Below are 26,732 nucleotides of genomic sequence, written 5' to 3'. Positions count from 1 at the left end.
GTTATATCTCGGTTATATTTGCTATATCTTCAAGTGGAGCTTTATTAATATGATTTTTAAAACTAGCTTGAATTTGATTATCTAAACTCTCTTTTAGTTTATTAAATTCGATTTTTTGCTCTTTTTTTAGCTCGGATTTAGCTATTCTTACTACAGATTCTGGATTGATGGCGTTGCCATTTTTATATAGACCAAAATGCAGATGCGGACCAGTGCTTAAGCCTGTGCTTCCTACATAAGCAATTAGCTGACCCTTTTTAACTTTTTTGCCCTTTTTAATACCCTTTGCGTAGCCATTTACATGAGCATATAAAGTCATATATCCATTTGAGTGATCTATAGTTACGGTTTTGCCATATCCGCCCTTATTTCCAACAAAGCTTACCACCCCATCTCCAGCAGCATATATTTTTGTTCCTCTTGGCGCAGCATAATCAACACCAAGATGAGCCCTATATCGCTTTAACACTGGATGAAATCTCTTAGGATTAAATCTTGAGCTAATCCTTGCATTTGGCACTGGTCTAGTAAGCAAGAAATTTTCAATCTCCTTGCCATCAGCGTTATAAAATACATCATTAAATTTATATATATAATTTTGCTTACCCCTTGTCTCCACCATCGCAACCTTAATATTTGGCTCTCCAATATACTTACCCAAACGCTTTTTACGCTCATAGATAATAGCTAGTCTATCGCCTTTTTGCAAGGTTTTAAAATTCACACTTCCATTAAAAGATTTATTAAAAGCATTAGCTAAAATCTCATCATTTGTCGCTTTTTTAATCTCTTTATATGGGGAGTCTTGTATTTGCACATTTAAAATCATCTCTTCAATCTCATATACAATTGGGATAAAATCCAAAGAGTAGTGATTATTTATATCTTTAAAAATATGAATTTGTATCTCATTGCTTATTGGTAATAAAATTTGGCTAATCTCATCATTTATATCTCTTAAAATTTGAAATTTTGTCCCAGCACTAAGCTCACTAGCTAGCTCTTTATCTTCGCCTGAGAGATTATAATATATGGATAATGGGATATTGTGCCTTTCTAAAAAGGTCAAAAATGTATCGCCTTGAGGCCATATCAGCTCTTCAACGCTCACATTTACTGCATTTAAATTCATAAAAGCTAAAATAGATAAGATAAATTTTTTCATCAAAAGTCCTAATAAAAAGATTAATCACACAATTATAACTCAAAATTACTTACACTTTACAAACATTTACCCAAACTAAGTATAATTAGGCAAATTTAAACACACAAGGGGTTATAATTGAAAAAAATCGCACTTTTACTAATTGCCATCTTCACTTTTAGCTTTGGGGCTAAATTTGACTTACAACCAAGCTATAATCTAATCCTAAACACAAATGAAGGCAACGCCACAATAGTTGATAATGATAGTTTTATAGTTGGCTCAAGCGGAGTTGTAACACGCAAACTAAAAGATGGTAGCAAGACCATAATAGCCCGTGCTGTAGTAACTCAAAAAAGAGATGGCTATGCGAATTTGAGATTTGAGGTATTTGACCAGCTTAAGCAACCAGCCTTACCTCTGCCTAATATTTTGCCTCAAGCTGGTGATGAAGTGATACTAAATTACATGTATAATAGATCTTTAATCATCACACCAAATAAAGAAATTTACGATCAAGTAACAAAAGCCTTTAACCGCATCACATTTATCCATCCAGATATTGTAGCGGCATATCTAAGCTATGAGTATAAGCCAAATCCAAGTAGAGCTGACTTTCGCAAAATGTGTGCTTTGAATGCGGCTGGGCTGATATTTATCGCACTTGATGGGGAGGCTGTCTTTGCTGATTGTGGTAGCTTTGAGATATTACAAAGCTTCAAAACTGGCGAGATAAGCTACTATGAGGTGCCATTTTATACAAGAATAAAGGATATAGATAGTGTATTTTGGAAATTTGATGGGGCGAAAATTAGTAACTATAATAAGTATTACAATAAACTTTTAGATAGATAAAGGAATAAAATGGATACAAAACATATAAAATATTTTGAAAGCTTAATTGGCAAGGATAATGCTAAATTTGATAAGGCTCATCAGATAGCCTACTGCTATGATGCTACCAAAAAACGCTATGAGCCAGATGGGGTTTTATTTCCAAGAGATGAAAATGATGTAAGTGCGATTTTAAAATATTGTAATGAAAATAAAATAATAATTGTCCCAAGGGGGGCTGGAAGTGGATTTACAGGTGGGGCTCTAGCTAGTAGCGGTGGCGTGGTATTAAGCTTTGAAAAGCATATGAATAAAATTTTAGAAATAGATATGCAAAATATGGTAGCCGTAGTCCAACCAGGCGTAATCAATATGGATTTACAAAAAGCCGCACTAGAAGTAGGACTATTCTATCCGCCTGATCCAGCTAGTGAAAACTATAGTAGCATAGGTGGAAATGTAAGCGAAAATGCCGGCGGAATGCGTGCTGCAAAATATGGAATTACCAAAGATTATGTAATGGCTCTAAGAGCTGTATTGCCTAATGGAGAAATTATAAGAGCTGGTAAAAAAACAATCAAAGATGTCGCTGGATACAATATAGCTGGAATTTTAATAGCAAGTGAAGGGAGCTTAGCAGTAATTACAGAGATAACTCTAAAATTAATAGCTAAACCTAAATTCAAAAAAACTGCTATGGGGGTATTTCCTAGTGTAAATTCAGCTATGAATGCTGTGTATAAGACTATGGCAGCTGGTGTTACCCCTGTGGCAATGGAGTTTTTAGACTCATTAAGCATCAAAGCAGTAGAGCAAAAATTTAATAAAGGCTTACCGCTTGATGCTGGAGCGATACTAATTAGCGATGTAGATGGGGCAAATTTAGATGTGATTGATGGGGATTTAGAGATTATTAAAAACTGCTTTATCCAAAATGGCGTTATAGATTTTAAAGTAGCAAAAGATGAGCAAGAGAGTACTGATATATGGTTTGCAAGACGCAACTGCTCACAAGCCATAACAACATATGGTAGCTTAAAATTAAATGAAGATATAACAGTTCCACGCTCAAAACTACCTGAACTCTTAGACAAAATAGCTCAAATTTCAGCTAAATATAATGTTACTACCCCGTGCTTTGGCCATACAGGCGATGGCAATGTCCATACAAATGTAATGGTGGATAAATCCGATCCCAAAGCAGTAGAAAGAGGTTATGAGGCTATTACAGAGATTTTTAAAGCTACAGTTGAGCTTGGCGGCACCCTAAGTGGCGAACACGGCATAGGCATATCTAAGGCTCCATTTATGAGCCTAGCATTTAGCGATGGCGAGATGGAGCTATTTAGATCTATCAAAAGAGCATTTGACCCCAATAATATACTAAATCCATTTAAAATGGGACTTTGATGGCTAATATCAAAGATATTGTAAAAATAGTAGCAAAGGAGTTAAGTAATAAAGAGCTATTTCACTTTGCTGCTTCTCTTAGCTTTCATACTCTTTTATCGATAATACCAATAATTTTCGTATCTCTTAGCATATTTACAACCATGCCAAGCTTTAAAGAGTATTATATTAAAATCAAAGATTTTATCTACTCAAATTTACTTCCTAGCCAAAATATAACTCAATATTTAGACCAATTCTTAAATAACTCTAGCTCACTTGGGATTATGGGCGTTGTAGCGATACTTTTTACTAGTTTGCTATTTTTTGCTGAGTATGACTACGCTATATCCACTATTTGTGATACTCAAAAGCGTAAATTTTGGCAAGGACTTAGCAACTACTGGACGCTAATTACTCTTATGCCCCTTGGTCTAGGACTATCATTTTGGCTATCTAACTCTATCCAAACTGCCCTAAAAAGCAGTGAATATACAAGCTGGATAAATTTCCTTGCTATATTTCCATATATCATTATATGGGCGATATTTGCCATCACATATATAATTAGCATTAATAGAAATTTATCTATTAAAAGCATAGCCATAAGCTCATTTATTAGCTCCCTTGCTTGGTCAGTATCTAAATGGCTATTTATAGAGTATTCATTTTATAATAAAACATACGCTAGTATATATGGCTCTTTTTCGATAATTCTATTTTTTATCCTATGGATATATATATCGTGGATAATATTTTTACATGGCATTAAGCTATGCTACGCCATAGAAAATACCAAATTTACAAAAAACCAATAGATTAAAACGGCCATATAGTCTCTAAAACTCTAGTCCCCCACGGCTTATCTGTAGCGCGTTGTAAATCACCTTCAGTGCGATATAGTATCTTAGCATCTGAGATATATTTTGATTCTATCTCATTATTTTGACTAATATCATATGGTCTAATCACACCGCTAATTTGCATTATCTGCTTTTCATTGTTTAATAATATCTCTTTACTACCTTCTATAAAGTAGTTGCCATTAGTCAAAACCTTAATAATTCTAGCTGAAACTGTAGTGGTAAAGGCCTCTACCCTAGTAGCCGTGCTACTTCCAGCATAGCTACCACTACTTCCAGCACTAAAGCCAATCCCAGCAATCTTATTAACATCATTTAGCGGACCTTGTAGTGGCGAACCAGCTGGAGTAGTAAATGTCCCCCCATTTAAAGCCGTAGCACTATTTTTAGAAGTGGAGCGATTAGATTGTGAGCTTTGGTTGGCATTTTCTTCTATGATTACTGTAACAATATCATTTACATTCATCGCTTTTCTATCTGAAAATAGCGGATTATCCCCCTTGCCAAATAGACTACCAGGATTGCCTATTCCACCACCTTGAACGCGACTTGGTAGCTCCTCTACATATGCAGGTGGCGCCATCGATATATGCGGATCAGCCCCAGTAGTACAACCAGTAAAAGCAACTACACAAAATAGTGTAAAAAAAGAACTCTTTTTCATAAATAACTCTCAATTTTATGATACAATATAGCAATAATTGCACAAAATAATACCAAAGATAGGATAAAACAATGCTAAAAGCTATTTATGTATTAAAAAGCGACTATGAAAATAGCGAATTTAAAGCCAAATTAAACGATAAATTACCTGATAGTGTTACATTTTTACCCATTAGTTTAGATAATCAAGATAATCTTAGAGTTTTTAACCCAGATGAGGCCATAAGCCTTTTAGAAAACGCCAAAGAGAATGAGCTTATAAAAGCTATAATGGGTAAATTTGATAGCATAAAAGATAAATTTATAGTAGTTGTAGGCTGCGATAACGAACTTCTTGATCTCTTAATAGCCAAAAATTTAAATGCTCCATTTTTGCTTAGTAAAAAATCTCTTTATAAAGCAAAGCTTTTGGGATTTACTTGCCTTAGCGATATTGATGAAATTCGCACAATCCAAAGCAACTACATAACTCCATTAAAATTTGAAACTCTCCTATACCAAAAAGCCGCCCAAAAGCAAAAAATAGTAGTCTTACCAGAAAGCGATGATGATAGAGTGCTTAAAGCGTGTGATGCCTTGCTAAGCAGCAACGCAGTGGCTATAACCTTGCTTGGAGATAAAGATAAAATAGATAAAAGGGCTAAAGATTTGGGGTTAAACTTAACCAAAGCAAACATTATAAACCCAGCCACAAGCGAATTTGTAGATGAATTTGCCACTACCCTTTATGAACTTCGCAAAAATAAGGGCTTAAGCTTAGATAGCGCTAAGGAGCTAATCAAAGATAGAACATACTTTGGCACAATGCTAGTTTATAAAGGATTAGCTAATGCGATGGTAAGCGGAGCAAGCACAACCACAGCCCAAACTATCCGCCCAGCCTTGCAATTTATCAAAACAAAGCCAGGAGTTTCTAGCGTAAGCGGTAGCTTTATAATGTGCGTAAATGGTCAAATTCACTTCTACGCTGATTGTGCCATAATCCCAAATCCAACCCCAAAAGACCTAGCCACAACAGCCATATCCACAGCCTTACTAGCTCGTGAGTTTGGCTTTAACCCAAAAATAGCAATGCTAAGCTACTCTACAGGTGATAGCGGAAGCGGGGTTAGCGTTGATGCTATTATAGAGGCTACAAAAATTTTAAAAGAGCTAGACCCAGGCCTTGATGTAGAAGGCCCAATCCAGTTTGATGCAGCCATAGACAAAGAAGTAGCGGCTAAAAAATTGCCAAATTCAAAGGTAGCTGGCAGTGCAAATGTATTTATCTTCCCAGATTTAAACTCAGGAAATATATGTTATAAAGCAGTCCAAAGAACTTCTAACGCACTAGCGGTGGGTCCAATTTTACAAGGATTAAATAAGCCAATTAACGATTTAAGTCGTGGCTGCTTAGTAGATGATATAATAAATACGGTATTAATTAGCGCAATTCAAGGAGATTAAGTGAAGATTTTAGTTATAAACTCTGGTAGTAGCTCTATTAAATTTAAACTATATGATATGGATAATGAAAGCGTAATGTGTAAAGGATTAATAGAGCAAATCGGCTCTGAAAATTCATATGCTAAGATAGTAACAGCTTGTGGAAAGAGCAAAGATAGCTCAAATCCCATATCAGATCACGCTCAAGGTATCGATATAATGAATGAGCTTTTATTTAATTCAGGAGTGGTTCAAAGCCTAGATGATATAGATGGCGTAGGGCATAGAGTAGTTCAAGGTGCTGATATATTCACAGATGCGGTATTAATCGATGAGAGCGTAATGCAAAAGATCAAAGAGTTAATCCCACTTGCTCCGCTACATAATCCAGCTCACCTAGCTGGAATGAAAGAGACCTTAAAGCTAAGGCCTGATATTCCAAATGTAGCTGTATTTGACACGGTATTTCATCAAACAATGCCAAAAAGCTCATATATGTATGCCTTGCCACTTGAATTTTATGAAAAATATAAGATACGAAAATATGGATTTCACGGCACCTCCCACCACTTTGTCTCAAAGGCTGGAGCTAAAATTTTAGGGATTGATTATGATAAATTTAGCTGTATCACACTGCACCTTGGCAACGGAGCTAGTATAGCAGCTATAAAAAATGGCAAATGTATAGATACCACAATGGGGCTTACTCCACTTGAAGGGCTGATGATGGGAACTCGCTGCGGTAGCATAGATCCAGCTATTATGCCATTTTTGATGAAAAATGCAAATTTGAGTGGCGAAGAAGTTGATAATATAATGAATAAAAAATCTGGCCTTTTAGCAATTGGTGGCACAAACGATATGCGTGAAATCGAAAAGCGAATGGACGCAGGAGATGAGAATGCTAAACTCGCTTTTGATATGTTTATCTTAAGAGTGAAAAAATATATTGGATCATATATTGCGATTTTAGGTAGGGTTGATGCTATTATATTTACTGCTGGAATTGGCGAAAATGACGCTAGGGTAAGAGAGACTATATGTAATGGACTAGAGGTATTTGGTATCAAAATTGATAAAGATAAAAATATAGAACCAAAAGATGAACCGCGAAGAATAGGAGCTACAGATACAAAAATCAAAATCATCATTGTGCCTACAGATGAAGAGCTCGCAATAGCTCAAGATACAATGAGAATTATAAATAATTTAAAGTATAAAAAGGCAATAGATGATACAGACTAAAACTTATAAAATTGATGGCGTAAATGATGCTGAGCTAGGCATAAAGCGTAAATCAAAGCTTGAGTTTAAACTCACATATGATAACAAAAAGGAGATTAGAGCCTTAATAGCTATTATACCAGGACTTGGCGAAGATGGCGATTCATACTATAGACAAAAACTAGCACAAAGTATCGCTAGGGATCTAGACGCAGCGGTTGTAACAACAAACTATTTTGCCGTAAGAAGCAATCCCCCAGCGGCTAAATTTAGCATTGATGAGATAGATGAATTAATATTAAGAACCGTAGCCCAAAGCATTAACCGCCCTATCCCTGATGATGTAGAACTAACCAAGATGGGCTCAGATGAAATTTGGGAATATCTAAATAGCTATCTATATAATTTCATCGGTATGCAAAAGGTAACTGGCAAATTAAAGCTAAATTTTAAACTTCCGTTTCATTTAACACTAGCTCCACCAAATGATGAGTATCAAAATTTTGGTTTAATGGCTGCACTTGATGTGGTAAATGCCACCTTATACGCTCAAAGCAATCCGCCATTTAAAGTAGCAAATTTAAATGGGGGGGGGCTTGCCAAAATTTATGTAGGCTCTAGCCATGGTGGCTATATAGCTAACCTATGTGCTAAATACGCTCCATGGGCAGTAGATGCTATCCTTGATAATTGCGGTTGGAATTTAAGCACAGATATATTTGATAAAGAGAATTTTCAGCCAGGGACATTTCGCACTATTGGCTTTGGTAAAGAGATTGACTTTATGCATTATAGACGAGATAGCAGAGATAATGAAAACTTCCACCTATGCGTCTCAGATAAGACTAAATGGACCTCAAATTCGCAAAGCCCAAACTACTTTAGTCGCTCAAGATATGAGATTAGAGATCTAAATGAGCCAAGCCATCTTATAACACAAGCCAAATATCCAAAACCAATTTTTAAATGCTACCATGTAAAAGATGATGCCGTGGCTCCAGTTGGTGAGAAGATTAAATTTTATGAACAGCTTAAAAATCTTGGATTTGATGTTACGCTTGATATTATCAGTGATAAATCCAGAGTTGATGGCAAATTTATCAAAAATATAGAGCATGGTATGGGTATGAGTATGAAGCTGCTTGTAGCAAATAATTATGAGTGGATAATGGATAAAATCGCTAAAAATCAAAAGCCACCATATGAGCCAAATATCGAGTTTAAAACCAGCCAATACCTATATAAATTTAGCCAAAAAGATAATCAAGTAAGCCTAAAATGCACTAAAATCACAGATTAAATTTATAGCGACTTTATAATATCAAGGTCGCCGCTAAATTTTAAGCTAAATTTGCCTTAATTTAGCAATCTCATCACGCAAAGCGGCTGCTTTTTCAAATTCCAAATTCTTAGCCGCTTCCATCATCATAGCTCTTAGCTCTTTTACCATTTTAGCACGCTCGTTTGCTGGCATTTTTTCTAATTTTTTAGCCTTGGTATAAAGCGTTTGAGTATCATCTTCTTTTAAGCTATCTTCGATATTTCTACTAGTGCTTTTTGGGGTGATATTGTTTGCTTTATTATACTCATCTTGATATTTGCGGCGAGAGGTTGTAATATCGATAGCTTCACGCATTGAGCCTGTTATTTTATTAGCAAATAGTATCACTTCTCCATTTACATTTCTAGCAGCCCTACCCATTGTTTGAATAAGGCTAGTCTTTGAGCGTAAAAACCCCTCTTTATCAGCATCCATCACAGCTACTAAGCTCACTTCAGGTAGATCAAGCCCCTCACGAAGCAAATTTATCCCAACCAAAATATCATAATCCCCACGCCTAAGCCCCCGTATAAGCTCATTTCTCTCAACAGCGTCAATATCAGAGTGCATATACTTAATCTTTAATCCAAGCTCTAAATAGTATCTTGTCAGCTCCTCAGCCATCTTTTTAGTTAGAGTTGTAACTAGCACTCGCTCTCCACGCTCTATTACAGCCCTAGCTCTATCGTATAAAATTTCCACTTGATTATCACTACTTATCACCTCTATTTTAGGGTCAAGCAGCCCTGTTGGTCTTAAAATTTGCTCATAAATATACCCCTTAGATAGCTCTAGCTCATACTCATTTGGCGTAGCAGAGACAAAGAGAAATTTCCCCTTCTTAGCGATAAACTCATCAAATTTAAGCGGTCTATTATCCAAAGCACTAGGCAGTCTAAATCCATACTCTACTAATATCTCCTTTCTACTTCTATCCCCAGCATACATTCCACGAAATTGCGGCAGACTAACATGGCTCTCATCTACTATAACCAAATAGTCCTTCCCCTTAATCTCAAAATAATCAAACATAGAATATGGCGTCTCTCCTGGTTTTTGCCCTGTTAAATATCTAGCGTAATTTTCTACACCTTTTGTGCTACCAGTGGTTGAGAGCATCTCTAGGTCAAACTCCACCCTTTGCTTTAGCCTTTGATACTCCACTGCCCTACCTTGGCTCTCATAAAATTTCAATCTCTCATCTAGCTCAGCCTCAATGCCCTTAATAGCTGATTTTAGCCTATTTTCCCCTACTACAAACTGACTTGTAGCATATAATATAAAGCGATTTAAATTCTTAGTTTTTTTATTATCCAAAGCATTAAAATGGTAAATTTCCTCTATCTCATCACCAAAAAACTCAAGCCTAATCGCCTCATCGTTAAAATACGCCGGATATATATCTATCACATCGCCATTTACACGAAAATTCCCACGCTCAAAAAAGCTATCATCTCTTTTATACCCCATATCAACAAGCTTTAAAAGTAGCTCTTTTTGACCTATTTGCATACCTTGCTCTAGCGTTATTACCATACCTTTATACTCTGCTGGATTACCTAAGCCATAATTTGCCGATACACTAGCAATAACTATAGTATCATCATACTCAAGCAAATTTGCCGTAGCTGATAGCCTTAGGCGTTCTAATTCATCATTGATTGAGCTATCTTTTTCTATAAATAGATCTTGCCTTGGTATATAAGCTTCAGGCTGATAATAATCATAATAGCTAATGAAATACTCCACATGATTATGCGGGAAAAAGCCCTTAAATTCGCTATATAGCTGAGCGGCTAGAGATTTATTGTGTGTCATAATTAGCGTAGGTATATTTAGCTTTTTTATAATATTTGCCATAGTAAAGGTCTTGCCGCTACCAGTAACACCAAGAAGCGTGCTATACTTTGCTCCGCTTTTAAAAGCCTTAGTAATGCTATCAATGGCGTTTTGCTGATCTTTACTGGGTGAAAATTTACTATTTAACTCAAATTTATCCATATTATTACCTTATTTTTTCTTGATTTTACCATCTTTTTTTAAAAATTCAACCTAGCAATTAGAGACAAAATAGCCCAAATTTAGACCATATTTATAATAAATATGATAAAATTACGCAAATTTATCACTATAAAATAAGGATTTCGTAATGTTTGAGAATGAAAAGGTATTAAACACTCTAGCTTCAAAAGTTACCGAGCTAATGCTAAAATATGAAGAGGTATGCGAAGCAAATGAAAATTTAAGAAATGAATTAATAAGCGTAAAAGCACAAAATGAAGCTAAAACAAATCAAATAATGAGACTAGAAGAGGAGCTTAAAAATCAAGATTTAGCAAGCGATGATCTGCTAAAGCAAGTTGAGGCTGTGCTTGGTCGATGAGACAAATCACACTAACTGTAGCATCTAAAGATTACAATATAACCCTTGATGATGAGTTTGCTGATTATTTCGAAGCTGATATAAAGCAGCTTTTAGATGATAAACATCAGCTTGCTATCAAGGATCTACTAACTGCCTTTGTGAAAAAATGCCATGAAAATTATGAGCAAAAGAGCGAATTAAGCTCAATTCTTGGTAATATAAACAAAGCCCTTACTAATGATAAAAGCATTTAGCCTAATTGAGCTAACATTTGTAATTATTATTCTTGGCGTTTTATTAGCCATAGCGACGCCAAGACTTTCTTTTAATAAAAATGACGCAAATTTACTTAAAATCAAATCTGATTTAGCCACAATCCAAGCTAATATTCTCCACCAAAAAACCGCCTCATTACTCACTGCTAAAGTCCAAGAACCAGTGCTAAATTCAGATATTTTACTCTCTATTAATCTAGCTAAATGGAAAGTAGAAGATAAAAAACTAATATTTAATGAAGAGGTGGAATTTAGCTACGATAGTAACGCAAGCATCAAGTGTCTATCACCACAAGAGATATGCAAAAAGCTTGAGCTATGAACTACTATAAAATCGCTATAATAGGCGTAAATTTACAGCCTTTAACATATGAAAGCGAATTTGAATTAGACGAATTTGAGATAGTAAGCGTTATATTAAGGGGCAAAAAACAGAGCGGTTGCGTTATAAACCACACTTCTAAGCCAAATTTCAAAACTGCTAAAATAGTAGAAAGACTAGGTAGTTTTACCAACTATCAAATCACTTTAGCTAAATTTATTAGCCACTACTACACTTGCGAAATAGGCGTGGCATTTGGGTTATTTGAGCCTTTTAGCGGCTGCCAAATGGCAAAATGTAGCTTTATAAAATCACCAAATTTAAGCCCACTCCAGCAACAAGCCGCACAATTTGCTAAACAAAATCAAATTTGCCTACTCTTTGGGGATACTGGAAGCGGAAAGAGTGAAATATACATAAGCCTTATAAAAGAGTGTTTAAATAGCGGTAAGCAGGCTCTATTTTTAATGCCAGAAATCTCACTAACTCCACAAATGCAAGAGCGACTTGAGGCTTATTTTGGCAAAAGTGTAGGCATATGGCACTCCAAAATTTCTGCTAAAAACAAAAAAACTTTGCTAACTAATTTTAGTTTAGGCGATGTAAAATTAATCGCTGGAGCAAGGTCGGCGCTATTTTTGCCTTTTAGTGATTTAGGCTTAATCGTAGTCGATGAAGAGCACGATGATAGCTATAAAAGTAGTGGCGACCCATACTATAACGCCAAAGATTTAGCCGTATATATCGCTAATAAAATGGGGATAAAATGCCTTTTAGGTAGTGCTACACCAAGCCTAAATAGCTACGCTAAATTCCCGCATTTTCGCCTAAAGGGGCGATTTTATAACTCGCAAAAAGAGTATATATATGACCATAGCCCAACTGGATTAAATGAGCTATTATTAAGCCATATCTCTGATACTATAAATAGAAAAAAACAAGCGATAATATTCTTGCCTACAAGGGCAAATTTCAAATTTCTAACTTGTAAAAACTGCGCTCAAAGTATCCAGTGTCCATACTGCTCAATCTCTTTAAGTCTACATAAAAAAGATAAAGCCCTAAAGTGCCATTACTGCGGATTTGTCTGTGCGATACCAAGTATATGTCCATCTTGTAATAATCAAATGCTAGAATCTCGTAAAATCGGCACTAGTGAGCTTGTCTTACAGCTTAAAAGCCACTTCCCATCTGCGAATATAGCCAAATTTGATAAAGATGAGATCACCACGCAAAAAAAGCTCACAACCTTGCTAAAAAATTTTAATGAAAATAAGATTGATATAGTTGTAGGTACTCAAATGCTAAGCAAAGGTCACGACTATCACAATGTAACTCTAGCTATAATTATGGGGCTAGATGAGCATTTGGATTATAGCGATTATCAAGCAAGAAGCAAAAGCCTAGCACTAGCAATGCAAGTAGCTGGTAGGGCTGGTAGGGCTGATTATGGCAAGGTGATAATACAAGGGCTAAAGTGCGAGTTTTTCGCTGAGTATATGGATAAATTTGATAAATTTATAGATGATGAAATGGCTATTAGAGAGGGATTGTATCCGCCATTTACACGACTTTTGCGTATAAAAATAGAAGAAAAAGATGAAAATAAAGCCATAATCAAAATGGAAAAAATCCTAAAAGAGTTAAAAGAGATAAGAAATTTAGAGATAATAGGCAGTGGAAAGTGTATAATCGAGATGATAGCCTCTAAGCACAGATACCAAATACTACTTCGCTCAATCTCCCACACTCCGCTACTACAAGCTAGTCAAATAGCTAGAGTTTATGGTGCTTTGCCAGATATAGATCCTGTGAATTTTAGCTAAATTTATCTTAATCAAATTTAGCTAAAATTTTATAGATACTTGCTAATTTCATACTATGCTTTATATTAAATTCTATATTTGGCTAATTTTGCCATTTATGCTCGTTTTTTATCTTTATAGCTTCAAATATGAATTTAATATATCCGCCTTTATACCAACTTTTGTGTGCCTTGATTAAGGAGTTGCCTAGTTTATAGCTTAGATGATTTTTGAAATTTGCTGCTTTTTGGTAGCTAGTTTGTAAGGCTTTAATCTCATTATCTTTTTTAGATATCTGCTCTTTGAGTAAATTTATCTGATCTTGCAAAGATGGCTCTTTTGGTTGTTGTGGCGTGGCTTTAGGCGGTTGCAAGACCAACAAGTGCTCTTTAATTTTATTTATAATTTGTGGCGTTAAAACTTTATCTATGTGTTTTGTAATATTTGGATATAGGTATCCGATATACTCATCTATAAACTCCATAGAATCTTTAAAAAATACTATATTTGGTATAAGATGAGAGCGGTCTATATCTCTATCAATCTCTATATCCTTATCGTTTGGTATAACACTTAGATCAAATAGCTCCATATTTGGATTTGGCTTACATAAGAAAAAGGCGATTAGATCAAAATATGGTAAAGATATGCTATTTGTATGATTAGAAATTGACATACTATAAAACTCAGTGTCAGGTAATTTTTGAGAATTAAATTGTATTTGTAAATCTTTGCCAATCAGTGGCTCTGCTTGTAGCTCAAAAAATCTATTTAGCTTAGATGTAGATTTTATTATAGTATTTTTATGCGAACTTATACATATTGAACCGCATTGAAATTGCGCTTTATCAACAGGAATTTTGCTTATGCTCCCATCTTCTTCTAACATCCAACTATGGATACCTATTATCTTATAACCATCTTCATTCTCAAAATTTAAAGTAGAGTTATATTCTAATCTATATACGACTTCATCAAAAATTGAATTTTTTGGAGTAAATACTTTTAGTAATGAATTTCTATTCATATTTTTTGGAGTAATTATTTTAAAATTTGGAATATCAACTTTTAAACTTATATTAGAAACTACAAATTTATCAATATTTTTAGAAATATTGCTTCCAAGTGCTTTATTGACTACGCATAATTGATGATGCCCAAATTTATTACCAAATTCTACAAGATTATATTTCTTATAATAATCATGTAGACTAATTAAAGAAAATTTATAAAAATTGACTAAGTATTTATGCATATTATGGATTATATTGTATTTATTCTGATGAAATGATGGCAATATAATAACGCATACTGGTATTTTTAATTCATATAAACTAGCATAAAAATATTGCATATTTCTAAATATTATTTCTAAGCTCAATTGTTCCCGTTCATTTAAATGCTGATGAAGCTCATTTATATTGCTCTCAGTTACTATTAAATCTGCATTTTTTATAGCCTCTTGATTTTTTTCTCGTTTTAATTCATATAAATTCTGTAAGCATGTACTACCACCAAGGGCTAAATTTGTTACATTAGCATACTCTCTAAGACCTTTTTGTAATCCATTTACCATTACAGAATTGCTACCGCCAAGAAGCACTATATTTTTCATTTTCTAGCTTTCTAAATTCAATCTCAAAAACGGCAGTTTATCAAAAAAAAAAAAATGAAATTATAAATTAAAACTAATATAAATATTTAAAAATAAATTTATATTGTGCTAAATCATCTAGCCCTTGGATTTTATAAATTTCTCAATGTCAAACCCGTAAATATCAAGCCTTACACGATTAAATTTATCAAATTTAATATTCTCATCAACCAACAATCTCATCTGCCCTTCACTCCCACCAAATGCAAATGCCTTAGATAGCTCCCCTTTGCGATTTACCACCCTATGGCAAGGATATAGCGTTGGATTAGGATTATTATGTAGCGCATTACCAACAGCTCTAGCTAGTTTTACATTACCTAAACACAACGCAATCTGAGAGTAAGTAACCACCTTGCCTTTTGGTATTAATCTTAATAAATTATAAACTTCTTGATTAAAATTTGCCACCACTTATATCCTTATTTTAAATATAAATCATTAAACCTAGCATTATTTTGCTTATAAATGGATTTTTAGTTTGGTAATTTTGGGGATATTATTAGAAATTTTGCTCTATGGCTTGGCTACTTTTAATCTTAGACACCAAACCACTTACACCTAAATATATGATAAATAAAGCACCAAAAATCGCCACTTTATTAAGCAATTTAAATTTAAACTATCAAAAATAAAAAAAACTATAAACACAAGATAAGCTAAATTTGTGCCTAGAATAGAGCAAAACAAAGTTTTAAATCCAACACTTATAGCATTTTATAACAAATATAACGACTAGTTATAGCGCCACTATAAATGCAACCGCTACAAAAATAGATTCAAATTTAAATCTAGCATTTTATTTTTGAATAAAATATTATCGTAAAAGGATAAAAAAGAAAGTTAATTATATCTTGTTATACTAGCTTCAAATCACTAACACTTTGCTTTTATCTACGATCCAAATAAAGCTTGACAGCGTTAATCATTGCCTCTCATTTACCCTTGAACAAAAATAAGCTTTGCCATAGCTCATTAATATTCTCTTGTTTAAAAATTTAAATAATCAACATACCCAACCATTCATAATCTCCTTAAATATATTGATAAAAATAAAAAAATATAAATACAATAGCCAAAATCGCATCTAGCTTTTTGGAATGTCTTATGTAGATCGCTTTTATTTTGGCATTTAAAAATAAAAGAGTAACAAGAGAAAAATAAATAAAACTCCCCAGCGTTAAAAATTGCAATCGCTACTAGATTTATATTAAAATTTAAACTTGAAAATATGCTAACAAAAATAAAATAATGCTTTTACATTACTGATATTTATGATAAATCTAGTCAAAAATAGATTGCCAGAAATGCTAAATTCCGTAAATTCGCTTTGACTTCTTAAACTTTTTAAAATAAAATCCACCAAAAACACTTAAAATTATATGCAATATTGGAAAAGTTAAAAAATCAAATTTAAATGCCAATAGAAACTATAACCCAAATGCAAATTACTAAACTAACACCAAAAACCACCATTAAAGCATTTTTAAATTTCTCTTTAATAAATAAGTAGTTACTATAAAAATCTAATCTAAGAATTAAAAAGAATAAAAATAAATTAGTAAAATAAGTAAAACACTCAACTATCGCTCCTTAATAAAATCAATAACAATACTATCATAAACAAGATAAATTGAGAATAATTTAATAAAATTAATATCTAAACCTAAAAAGCCAGAGAAATAAAAATAATAAAAATAATAAAAATAATAAAAATAATAAAAATAATAAAAATAATAAAAATTAATATCACAACCTACACTATTCAATCCATATTCCTTAATTTAACATAACTAGCTAAAAATACCATAGCATAAGCCATATAACCAAATAAGCTTTACCATACAATCAAATAAAAACACTATAATCTAGCATATACTATCTATATTTTAATAGGAATAAAGATAATATAATAAATTCAATCTCGATATAAAACAACAACACCTAAAAACTAAATTTAATAACTAGAAAAATAAAAATTTAAAAAATAAATCTATATAAAATATGTAAAATACAAGTTATCCATATAAAATAACACCTAAAAACTAAATTTAAAAAACCAATTAACTCTAATAAGTTGATTTTTGTTTTGATAATAATATGAAATAATATGAAATAATATGAAATAATATGAAATAATATAAATCTTTTAAAATTTCTAATAATTGTAAAATGATTTAATAAATTGAAAAATAATTAAAAGTATAAAAACCACTCACTAACAATCATAAAAAGCTGATTTAAAATAAAAAAGATAGAGAATAAAAACAAAGCTCGCAGCAACCTACTTTTCCAGCATCCCAGTAAGGGAGAGTATCATCGGCCATGAAAAGCTTAGCTTCTTGGTTCGAGATGGAGCAAGGCGTTTCCTAATCATGTATAGCCACGAGCAGTGTTAAATAAAACATTATCTAAATAAGAGTAATATCTTATTTAACACTGCTAAAGCATTAAAGTTAAAAATCACTAAGTTTAATATCTAAAAATATTTTAAAAACCTAAAAGGATTATATTTTATCCTTAACAAGGAAGTGATGCTTATTAAGATAAGCAAACGAGCTATTAGTACTGGTCAGCTAAAGGACTTTCATCCATTACACACCCAGCCTATCAAACTAGTAGTCTACTAGAGCTCTTAAAAGAAGATTCATCTTGGAGTTGGCTTCGAGCTTAGATGCTTTCAGCTCTTATCACATCCCAGCTTAGCTACTCAGCGATGCTCTTGGCAGAACAACTGATACACCAGTGGCTGGTTCAACCCGGTCCTCTCGTACTAGGGTCAACTCTCCTCAATCTTCTTACGCCCACGGCAGATAGGGACCGAACTGTCTCACGACGTTCTGAACCCAGCTCGCGTACCGCTTTAAATGGCGAACAGCCATACCCTTGGGACCTGCTCCAGCCCCAGGATGCGATGAGCCGACATCGAGGTGCCAAACCTCCCCGTCGATGTGAGCTCTTGGGGGAGATCAGCCTGTTATCCCCGGGGTACCTTTTATCCTTTGAGCGATGGCCCTTCCACACAGAACCACCGGATCACTAAGACCGACTTTCGTCTCTGCTCGACTTGTATGTCTCGCAGTTAAGCTGGCTTATGCCTTTATACTCTACGAACGATTTCCAACCGTTCTGAGCCAACCTTTGTAAGCCTCCGTTACACTTTGGGAGGCGACCGCCCCAGTCAAACTACCCACCAGACATTGTCCTACCTAAGGATAACTTAGGCTAGTTAGCTACCCAAATAAAGAAGAGTGGTATCTCAACAATGGCTCACCATAAACCAGAATCTATGGATCAAAGCCTCCCACCTATCCTGCGCATCTTTATCCAAATAGCAGTGTCAAGCTGTAGTAAAGGTCCACGGGGTCTTTCCGTCTTGCCGCGGGTAGGAGGAATTTTCACCTCCACTACAATTTCACTGGATCCCTCTTTGAGACAGCTCCCATCTCGTTACGCCATTCATGCAGGTCGGTATTTAACCGACAAGGAATTTCGCTACCTTAGGACCGTTATAGTTACGGCCGCCGTTTACTCGGGCTTCGATCAAGAGCTTCGCTAATGCTAACCCCATCAATTAACCTTCGAGCACCGGGCAGGCGTCACACCCTATACATCCTCTTACGAGTTAGCAGAGTGCTGTGTTTATGGTAAACAGTCGGGAGGGACTCTTTGTTGTAACCTTCTTTGCTTTGGGAGTAAATCTTAATACAAAGTTAGGCACACCTTATACCGAAGATACGGTGCTATTTTGCAGAGTTCCTTAAAGAGAGTTCTTCCACGCGCCTTAGAATACTCATCCCACCCACCTGTGTCGGTTTACGGTACGGGCAATTATTACTAAACTTAGAAACTTTTCTTGGCTCGATAGTATCATGGATTCTCCATCTACTCCGAAGAGCGTCAAGAGCCTTTAAGATCTCGAATAAAGAGTGGCGGATTTGCCTACCACTCAATCTACATCCTTAGACTAGCACTTCCATCCGCTAGCTCCACTAACTTTAAGCGTCCTTCCATCGCACATAATAATTGGTATTGGAATATTAACCAATTTTCCATCGCATACCCCTTTCGGACTTTGCTTAGGACCCGACTAACCCTACGATGACGAGCATCGCGTAGGAAACCTTGGGTTTACGGCGAAGGGGATTCTCACCCCTTTTATCGCTACTCATGCCTGCATGCTCACTTCTATCCGCTCCAGCACTCCTTACCGGTATACCTTCAACGCTGAATAGAACGCTCTCCTACCACTTGCACTTAATTCTAACTACTCTACTTTTAGATTGATACTTTCTCATAATTTAATTTATGAGCTAAATTAAATTATGAGAAACATAACTTAATCTATTTAAAATTCTAAATTATAGTTAGAATTAAGTGCAAGTCTAAAGCTTCGGTACTCATTTTAGCCCCGTTATATTTTCCGCGCAGAATCACTAGACCAGTGAGCTATTACGCTTTCTTTAAAGGATGGCTGCTTCTAAGCCAACCTCCTGGTTGTTTCAGTAACTCCACATCGTTTTCCACTTAAATGAGATTTAGGGACCTTAGCTGTTAGTCTGGGTTGTTCCCCTCTCGACGACGGATTTTATCACTCGCCGCCTGACTGCTGTGATTACACTTTGCGCATTCGGAGTTTGATAGGGTTTGGTACATTGGTGTATGCCCTAGCCCATTCAGTGCTCTACCTCACAAAGTTACTACACAACGCTATACCTAAATATATTTCGGAGAGAACCAGCTATCACGATGTTTGATTGGCCTTTCACCCCTATCCACAAGTCATCAGGAGCCTTTTCAACGGCCGTCTGTTCGGTCCTCCACTGGCTCTTACACCAGTTTCAACCTGCTCATGGATAGATCACATCGTTTCGGGTCTGCAGCATCTGACTATACGCCCTATTAAGACTCGCTTTCGCTACGGCTCCGGGTTTCCTTAACCTCGCCAGACACCACAACTCGCAGGCTCATTATGCAAAAGGCAGTCCATCACCCTGATAAATCATAGGGCTCTGAATGATTGTAAGCAAATGGTTTCAGGTTCTATTTCACTCTGATCACCTCAGTTCTTTTCACCTTTCCCTCACGGTACTTGTGCACTATCGGTCTAGTAGTAGTATTTAGGGTTGGATAGTGGTCTACCCAGCTTCAGACAGGATTACACGTGTCCCGCCCTACTCAGGATACTGCTAAGTATAAACGCACTTTCATATACGGGAGTATCACCCTCTATGCTTAAGCTTTCCAGCTTATTCTATTAGATTGTTTAAGTCTATGTTGCAGTCCTACAACCCCACTAGCAAGCTAGTGGTTTGCCCTCTTACGCGTTCGCTCGCCGCTACTAGCGTAATCTCGTTTGATTTCTTTTCCTGTTGGTACTAAGATGTTTCAATTCCCAACGTTCGCTCCGCATTGCGGTAGTATATATCACTATATACTGGGTTGCCCCATTCAGAAATTCCCGGATCAAAGCCCCTTGACGGCTCCCCGAGACTTATCGCAGCCTGGCACGTCTTTCATCGCCTCTACTAGCCAAGGCATCCACCATTTGCTCTTAGTAGCTTACCTTTTTTATTAGATTATTATATATTCTAATTCGCATCACTTCCTTGTTAAAGATAAATATAATTAGTTAATCTTTTTTAAAAATAAGATATTTTATTTAAAGATATGACTATTAAATTTATAGTGTTTAAATATTAACTTATAAGACGGAAAGCATTAACTACTATTAAGTAAGTTTTAAAACTTAATAGATTGTGAAGTTAAACTTGATAGTTAATATATTTAGTTATTGGGATAACAGATTGTTTAATTAACTATTTGCTAAACTAAGTCCATATTTAAAGCTTTAACAAGTCCTGTAAAATTGTTTTAAATATTAAAACTTGATTGTGACTTTTAACAATAGGGAAATTAAATAACTTTAGACCATTTATAAAGTCTAATCAGAAAGCTCAAACGCAAACTCTCTGATTAAACCTTAGAAATATATCTTAACTATCTTTTAACTTGCTTTTAACTTAAACTATGGTGGAGAATAGCGGGATCGAACCGCTGACCTCCTGCGTGCAAAGCAGGCGCTCTCCCAGCTGAGCTAATTCCCCTTGTCAATCTCTCAAACCTAAACAAGCTGATTGAGACTATATTGAAGTGATAATTGTGAGATTATCACTTTGTACTCTAGAAAGGAGGTGATCCAACCGCAGGTTCTCCTACGGTTACCTTGTTACGACTTCACCCCAGTCGCTGATTCCACTGTGGACGGTAACTAGTTTAGTATTCCGGCTTCGAGTGAAATCAACTCCCATGGTGTGACGGGCGGTGAGTACAAGACCCGGGAACGTATTCACCGTAGCATGGCTGATCTACGATTACTAGCGATTCCGGCTTCATGCTCTCGAGTTGCAGAGAACAATCCGAACTGGGACATATTTTATAGATTTGCTCCATCTCGCGATATTGCGTCTCATTGTATATGCCATTGTAGCACGTGTGTCGCCCTGGGCATAAGGGCCATGATGACTTGACGTCGTCCACACCTTCCTCCTCCTTACGAAGGCAGTATATTTAGAGTGCTCAGCCTAACTGTTAGCAACTAAATACGTGGGTTGCGCTCGTTGCCGGACTTAACCGAACATCTCACGACACGAGCTGACGACAGCCGTGCAGCACCTGTCACTAAGTTCTAGCAAGCTAGCACCCTCGTATCTCTACAAGGTTCTTAGGATATCAAGCCCAGGTAAGGTTCTTCGCGTATCTTCGAATTAAACCACATGCTCCACCGCTTGTGCGGGTCCCCGTCTATTCCTTTGAGTTTTAATCTTGCGACCGTACTCCCCAGGCGGTATACTTAATCCGTTAGGTGCATTACTGCCATGACTAGCACAGCAACAACTAGTATACATCGTTTAGGGCGTGGACTACCAGGGTATCTAATCCTGTTTGCTCCCCACGCTTTCACGCATTAGCGTCAGTTAAGTTCCAGCAGATCGCCTTCGCAATAGGTATTCCTGGTGATCTCTACGGATTTTACCCCTACACCACCAATTCCATCTGCCTCTCCCTCACTCTAGATTATCAGTTTCTCAAGCAGTTTAATGGTTAAGCCATTAGATTTCACAAAAGACTTGATAATCCGCCTACGCGTCCTTTACGCCCAGTGATTCCGAGTAACGCTTGCACCCTCCGTATTACCGCGGCTGCTGGCACGGAGTTAGCCGGTGCTTATTCGTTGGGTACCGTCATGGTTCTTCCCCAACAAAAGGAGTTTACGCTCCGAAAAGTGTCATCCTCCACGCGGCGTTGCTGCTTCAGGGTTTCCCCCATTGAGCAATATTCCCTACTGCTGCCTCCCGTAGGAGTCTGGACCGTGTCTCAGTTCCAGTGTGACTGATCATCCTCTCAGACCAGTTATGCGTCATAGCCTTGGTGAGCCATTACCTCACCAACTAGCTGATACAATATAGTCTCATCCTATGCCGAGAGCTCTTAGTAATACACATAAAAAAGGTTTTAAAATTATTTTTATTAATCTCTTTTAAAGAAAATATTTTTAATTTAAAAACCACTTTATAATTCAGAATTTTACAAAAATCTTTAAAAGCTAACTGCTTCACTTTTTCTTGCCTTACTACTTATGTAAGACTTCAAAAAAGTTTATTGTTATCTTTTTAGCTTTTTGTTTTAAAATCCATTTTATATGCATTACTAAGAGCTACTTTCCCAACTTAACTTGTGTTAAGAAGGAGTATGGAGTATTAGCAGTCATTTCTAACTGTTGTCCTCCAGCATAGGGCAGATTAACTATACATTACTCACCCGTGCGCCACTAACTCATAAGAGCAAGCTCTTACTTGTCCGTTCGACTTGCATGTATTAGGCACGCCGCCAGCGTTCACTCTGAGCCAGGATCAAACTCTCCATAAAAATACTTCGCAAATTAGCAAAGTAATAATTTATTATGAAGTTTTAATCTAAAAACTTAATTGTTTGTAACTATTAAATTAGCAATTATTTAATTTAAATAATTAAAATTGCCTTTGGCTCAATCGATCACTTGTTTAGATTTCAAAGATTGACTATAAATGATAGTTTAACATTATAAAAATTAAAAAACAGAAACGATAAAGAGATGATTTATCCAACTATAAGAAGGTGCTTCTCAATTCGTGAGCTGGAATTATATAAGAGATATACTTAAAGTTTGCTGAATGATTGGGGAGGGGGATGTATAAAATCAATTAAATTTAATATTATTATGAATTTTATAAGCAAAATTCATAAATTACATCTAATTTTTCTAAATATTTTATATATTATGATAGACTTATCTGTTTTAAAATGGAGAAAATATGCAAAGATATATAAATTTACTCAAAGAAAATAATCTTTTAAAAATTATTGATGAGCCATGCGATATTGAGCTTGAGATTGCTCATCTTAGCTATATTGAGGTTAAAAAGAGTGATTCTAAAGCGTTATTATTTACCAATCCTACAAATAAAAATGGGGATAAATTTCCGCCTGTTATTACAAATATTTTTGGTAGTTTTAAGGCTTTGGAGCTGATTTTTGGGCGTAATATTGATGATATTGCCAATGAAATTTCTATGCTTTTAAAGCCTAAAAAACCAAATTCTATAAAAGAAAAGATTGACTTTTTTTCTCATATTTTAAGCTTAAAATCGATTTTTCCAAAAAGATTAAAGGGCAAAGGAGTATGCCAAGAGTGTCAGATGGAGTCAAATTTATATAAACTTCCAGTTTTAAAAACTTGGGATTACGATGGTGGCGCATTTATCACGATGGGGCAAGTCTATACTAAAACGCTAAATGGCACTACTCAAAATTTAGGAATGTATCGCCTGCAGATTCACTCAAAAGATGAGCTAGGAATGCACTGGCAAATCCACAAAGATGGGGCTCATTTTTTTTGCGAGTATAAAAAAGCAGGAGTCAAAATGCCAGTTAGCGTAGCTATCGGTGGCGATCCTTTATATATATGGTGCGGACAAGCCCCATTGCCAAAAAATATTTTTGAGCTAATGCTATATGGATTTATCCGCAAAAAAGCTCCAAAACTGGTAAAATCGCTTACTAATGATATATATGTGCCTTTTGATGCTGATTTTGTAATCGAGGGTTTTGTAGATCCAAATGAGCTAAGAGATGAGGGTAAATTTGGCGATCATACTGGGTATTACACGCCAATTGAGCCATTTCCGCTAATGAAAGTAAGCAAGATTACGCATAAAAAAAATCCGATATTTTCCGCAACCGTAGTAGGCAAACCACCTTTAGAAGATAAATATATGGGTTATGCGACAGAGCGTATATTTTTGCCACTTTTACAGACAAGTGTGCCGGATTTAATCGATTATAAAATGCCTGAAAATGGGGTATTTCATAATCTAATTTTGGCTAAATTTAACCATCTTTACCCAGCTCACGCTCAGCAGATTATGCATGCATTTTGGGGTGTGGGGCAAATGAGCTTTGTAAAGCACGCTATATTTGTCCCAGATGACGCACCAGATTTAGGAGATTATGAGAATTTGGCTAAATTTATTTTAAATAGATTTAGCCCTAAAAGTTGCTTAATCACAAGCGGAATTTGCGATCAATTAGATCATGCTAGTCCAAATTCTTGCTATGGTGGTAAGCTAGGGATTGACGCTTCTATCGATTATGCTCCTTTGCCAGTAGAGGTTATAAGCGATGCTGAGCTACTAAGTAAATTTAAAAAGATTAATCTTGATATTTTAGATATTTATCAATATTTTACCGATAGTAAAAATCCAATTTGTATGGTTAAAATAGATAAAAAGTCAAATTTAAAACCACTTTTTAATTCTCTTTTGGAATTTAAAAGGCATTTTAAGATAGTAATTTTCGTAGATAGCGACGCAAGATTAAACAATCCATATATGATGACTTGGCGTATAACAAATAGTATCGATGCGCAACGGGATATACATATAGATGGTGAGCAGATATTCATCGATGCTACTCGTAAAAATATAGATGATGGCTATACAAAAGAGTGGCCAAAGGAGACTAATTGTAATAAAAATATAGTAAATAACCTTATTAAAAGAGGCTTAATAGATGATGATGAAAATTTATTTGAGAAATTTGAGATATTTGGATAATGGTTGTAGCGGTATTTGACTCTGGATTTGGGGGACTAAGCCTTTTAAATGAAGCTATGAGAGAGATTGATGGGTGTGATTTTATCTATTTTGCTGATAATGATAACGCACCTTATGGGGTAAAAAGCATTGATGAGATAAAAGTCCTTAGCATCGATGCGGTGGAGTTTTTACGCCCTATGGCTGATATAATCGTCATTGCGTGTAATACCGCTACCAGTGCAGCCGTAAGCGAACTTAGGAGCAAATTTACCTTGCCGATTATAGGAATGGAGCCAGCGGTTAAATTAGGAGAGAACTCAAGTGGCGATATACTAGTCATTGCCACTCCAGCTACCATAAAAGGTGCTAAACTAAATGAGCTGATAAAACGATCAAATTTAAGCGATAAAACATATCTCTTGCCTATGCCTAGGCTTGTGGAGTTTGCCCAAAATATGGAGTTTGATACTGATAAAGTGCGTAGGTATATCGCTAAGGAGCTAGAGCGATTTAATAGAGAAAATATCTCGCTTTTGGTGCTAGGATGTACGCATTTTAACTATTTTAAAGATAGCTTTAATGCTTTAATGCCAAATTGTAAGATTGTAGATGGCGTTAGCGGGACAATCCGCCAAATCAAAAGAAAAATCAGCGAAATAGGAACATGTGGTAAAACTCAACCAGTAAGGCTAACTTACTACTCATCTAAAAGAAAAGAGAGTATAAATCGCATTGCCCCATTTCTATCAAGGCTTGATAAGATGGCTAAGATTTAATCCCATAAAAAGAGATAAATCTTAACCAAAAGATTACTACGCTAATATAAATTTATCTACTACTTAATCTTTTATATCTATCGCAACCTTTTTGATCGCCTAATTTACAAGCCTTATCATAATACTCCTTAGCCATAGTGTAATCTTGTCTTAAGCCTTTGCCATTTTCATATAAAATCCCAAGAGCAATACAACTAAGTGTATCATTATTATCACACGCTTTTCTAATTAACTCAGCGGCTTTTTGGTGATTTTGTCTTACTCCATTGCCAAATATATATAAGCGTCCAAGAGCAGCACAACTCAATACATGATTATTATCACAGGATTTTTGATATAGCTTAGCAGCTTTTTGGTAATTCTGCTTTACACCATTACCATCATCATATAAAACTCCAAGGTTATAGCAAGCATCCATATCTCCATTATCGCAAGAGATTTCTAACTTTTTAGGATCTAAAACTTCTTCACCATCAACCACGCCAAAAAATAGCGAAATTATTAAAATGAACTTTTTCATCAATATCCTTTACAAA

18 protein-coding genes, 1 tRNA gene and 3 rRNA genes are annotated in these 26,732 nt (G+C 35.3%); 12 read left to right on the top strand and 10 right to left on the bottom strand.

Going from position 1 to position 26,732, the window contains the following annotated elements:
- Position 1: 1 nt before the first annotated feature.
- Positions 2–1,165, bottom strand: a complete 1,164-nt coding sequence (locus tag CSUIS_RS01460; protein ID WP_236860787.1) for a peptidoglycan DD-metalloendopeptidase family protein — start codon at positions 1,163–1,165, stop codon at positions 2–4.
- A gap of 117 nt (positions 1,166–1,282) precedes the next feature.
- On the opposite strand from CSUIS_RS01460, the gene CSUIS_RS01455 reads away from it, so the two are divergent.
- The 3 genes from CSUIS_RS01455 to CSUIS_RS01445 are packed head-to-tail and all read left to right on the top strand — an operon-like array spanning position 1,283 to position 4,185.
- Positions 1,283–1,999 carry a plasminogen-binding N-terminal domain-containing protein gene (locus CSUIS_RS01455; RefSeq protein ID WP_086296815.1) on the top strand — a complete coding sequence of 239 codons (717 nt, stop codon included), beginning with the start codon at positions 1,283–1,285 and terminating at the stop codon, positions 1,997–1,999.
- A 9-nt stretch (positions 2,000–2,008) separates the two neighbouring features.
- Positions 2,009–3,388, top strand: coding sequence for an FAD-linked oxidase C-terminal domain-containing protein (locus CSUIS_RS01450; RefSeq protein ID WP_086296814.1), 1,380 nt, complete (start codon positions 2,009–2,011; stop codon positions 3,386–3,388).
- Positions 3,388–4,185 carry a YihY family inner membrane protein gene (locus CSUIS_RS01445; protein WP_086237608.1) on the top strand — a complete coding sequence of 266 codons (798 nt, stop codon included), beginning with the start codon at positions 3,388–3,390 and terminating at the stop codon, positions 4,183–4,185. The genes CSUIS_RS01450 and CSUIS_RS01445 overlap by 1 nt, the downstream gene beginning before the upstream one ends.
- 1 nt (position 4,186) lies before the next feature.
- Here the strand turns inward: CSUIS_RS01445 and flgH are convergent, their stop codons facing one another.
- Positions 4,187–4,894, bottom strand: a complete 708-nt coding sequence (gene flgH, locus CSUIS_RS01440; protein WP_086296813.1) for a flagellar basal body L-ring protein FlgH — start codon at positions 4,892–4,894, stop codon at positions 4,187–4,189.
- A 71-nt stretch (positions 4,895–4,965) separates the two neighbouring features.
- Here flgH and pta point away from each other — a divergent pair, with 71 nt between their 5' ends.
- From pta to CSUIS_RS01425, 3 genes are read left to right on the top strand one after another with little or no spacing between them, the layout of a single operon-like run.
- On the top strand, positions 4,966–6,339 hold the full coding sequence (gene pta / locus CSUIS_RS01435) for a phosphate acetyltransferase (RefSeq protein WP_086296812.1): 1,374 nt from the start codon (positions 4,966–4,968) through the stop codon (positions 6,337–6,339).
- Entirely contained in the window at positions 6,340–7,563 is a 1,224-nt protein-coding gene (locus tag CSUIS_RS01430) for an acetate kinase (protein ID WP_086296811.1), read from the top strand.
- Positions 7,550–8,842, top strand: a complete 1,293-nt coding sequence (locus CSUIS_RS01425; protein ID WP_086296810.1) for a DUF2920 family protein — start codon at positions 7,550–7,552, stop codon at positions 8,840–8,842. Before CSUIS_RS01430 ends, CSUIS_RS01425 begins: the two co-directional genes overlap by 14 nt.
- A gap of 45 nt (positions 8,843–8,887) precedes the next feature.
- On the opposite strand, the gene uvrB is transcribed toward CSUIS_RS01425, so the two are convergent.
- The gene (uvrB, locus tag CSUIS_RS01420; RefSeq protein ID WP_086296809.1) at positions 8,888–10,864 is read right to left on the bottom strand and encodes an excinuclease ABC subunit UvrB; all 1,977 of its coding nucleotides are present in this window, start codon (positions 10,862–10,864) and stop codon (positions 8,888–8,890) included.
- A gap of 148 nt (positions 10,865–11,012) precedes the next feature.
- Here uvrB and CSUIS_RS01415 point away from each other — a divergent pair, with 148 nt between their 5' ends.
- The 4 genes from CSUIS_RS01415 to CSUIS_RS01400 are packed head-to-tail and all read left to right on the top strand — an operon-like array spanning position 11,013 to position 13,651.
- Entirely contained in the window at positions 11,013–11,246 is a 234-nt protein-coding gene (locus tag CSUIS_RS01415) for a hypothetical protein (RefSeq protein WP_086237602.1), read from the top strand.
- Positions 11,243–11,482, top strand: coding sequence for a hypothetical protein (locus CSUIS_RS01410; RefSeq protein ID WP_086237601.1), 240 nt, complete (start codon positions 11,243–11,245; stop codon positions 11,480–11,482). The genes CSUIS_RS01415 and CSUIS_RS01410 overlap by 4 nt, the downstream gene beginning before the upstream one ends.
- Positions 11,466–11,825, top strand: coding sequence for a type II secretion system protein (locus CSUIS_RS01405; protein WP_086237600.1), 360 nt, complete (start codon positions 11,466–11,468; stop codon positions 11,823–11,825). Before CSUIS_RS01410 ends, CSUIS_RS01405 begins: the two co-directional genes overlap by 17 nt.
- Complete coding sequence (locus tag CSUIS_RS01400) at positions 11,822–13,651, top strand: primosomal protein N' (protein WP_086296808.1); 1,830 nt, start codon at positions 11,822–11,824, stop codon at positions 13,649–13,651. The genes CSUIS_RS01405 and CSUIS_RS01400 overlap by 4 nt, the downstream gene beginning before the upstream one ends.
- A gap of 82 nt (positions 13,652–13,733) precedes the next feature.
- Here CSUIS_RS01400 and CSUIS_RS08560 read toward each other — a convergent pair whose 3' ends face one another.
- From CSUIS_RS08560 to CSUIS_RS01365, 6 genes are all read right to left on the bottom strand, one after another.
- A complete protein-coding gene (locus CSUIS_RS08560; RefSeq protein WP_236860786.1) occupies positions 13,734–15,245 on the bottom strand; it encodes a hypothetical protein in 1,512 nt (503 codons plus the stop codon).
- Positions 15,246–15,362: 117 nt separating this feature from the next.
- Complete coding sequence (locus CSUIS_RS01390) at positions 15,363–15,695, bottom strand: MGMT family protein (RefSeq protein WP_202819630.1); 333 nt, start codon at positions 15,693–15,695, stop codon at positions 15,363–15,365.
- Positions 15,696–17,555: 1,860 nt separating this feature from the next.
- A 5S ribosomal RNA gene (gene rrf / locus CSUIS_RS01380) occupies positions 17,556–17,675 on the bottom strand.
- 151 nt (positions 17,676–17,826) lie between these two features.
- A 23S ribosomal RNA gene (locus tag CSUIS_RS01375) occupies positions 17,827–20,852 on the bottom strand.
- A 463-nt stretch (positions 20,853–21,315) separates the two neighbouring features.
- A tRNA-Ala gene (locus CSUIS_RS01370) sits at positions 21,316–21,391 on the bottom strand.
- Between the two features lie 80 nt (positions 21,392–21,471).
- Positions 21,472–23,213: ribosomal RNA gene (locus CSUIS_RS01365) — 16S ribosomal RNA — on the bottom strand.
- The 16S, 23S and 5S rRNA genes sit together here with 1 tRNA gene alongside, the layout of an rRNA operon.
- Positions 23,214–23,638: 425 nt before the next feature.
- Between CSUIS_RS01365 and CSUIS_RS01360 the strand changes: the two genes are divergently transcribed.
- Both CSUIS_RS01360 and murI read left to right on the top strand, forming a co-directional pair.
- Positions 23,639–25,438 (top strand): menaquinone biosynthesis decarboxylase, encoded by a 1,800-nt coding sequence (locus tag CSUIS_RS01360; RefSeq protein WP_086296805.1) that lies wholly within the window; start codon positions 23,639–23,641, stop codon positions 25,436–25,438.
- Complete coding sequence (gene murI, locus CSUIS_RS01355; protein ID WP_086296804.1) at positions 25,438–26,196, top strand: glutamate racemase; 759 nt, start codon at positions 25,438–25,440, stop codon at positions 26,194–26,196. The genes CSUIS_RS01360 and murI overlap by 1 nt, the downstream gene beginning before the upstream one ends.
- Before the next feature lie 52 nt (positions 26,197–26,248).
- Here murI and CSUIS_RS01350 read toward each other — a convergent pair whose 3' ends face one another.
- Positions 26,249–26,716 carry a tetratricopeptide repeat protein gene (locus tag CSUIS_RS01350; RefSeq protein WP_086296803.1) on the bottom strand — a complete coding sequence of 156 codons (468 nt, stop codon included), beginning with the start codon at positions 26,714–26,716 and terminating at the stop codon, positions 26,249–26,251.
- Between the last annotated feature and the right edge of the window lie 16 nt (positions 26,717–26,732).

Origin of the sequence: Campylobacter porcelli (assembly GCF_002139855.1) — a bacterium.
Classification (GTDB): Bacteria; Campylobacterota; Campylobacteria; order Campylobacterales; family Campylobacteraceae; genus Campylobacter; species Campylobacter porcelli.
This window is presented reverse-complemented; position numbering and strand designations above follow the sequence as displayed.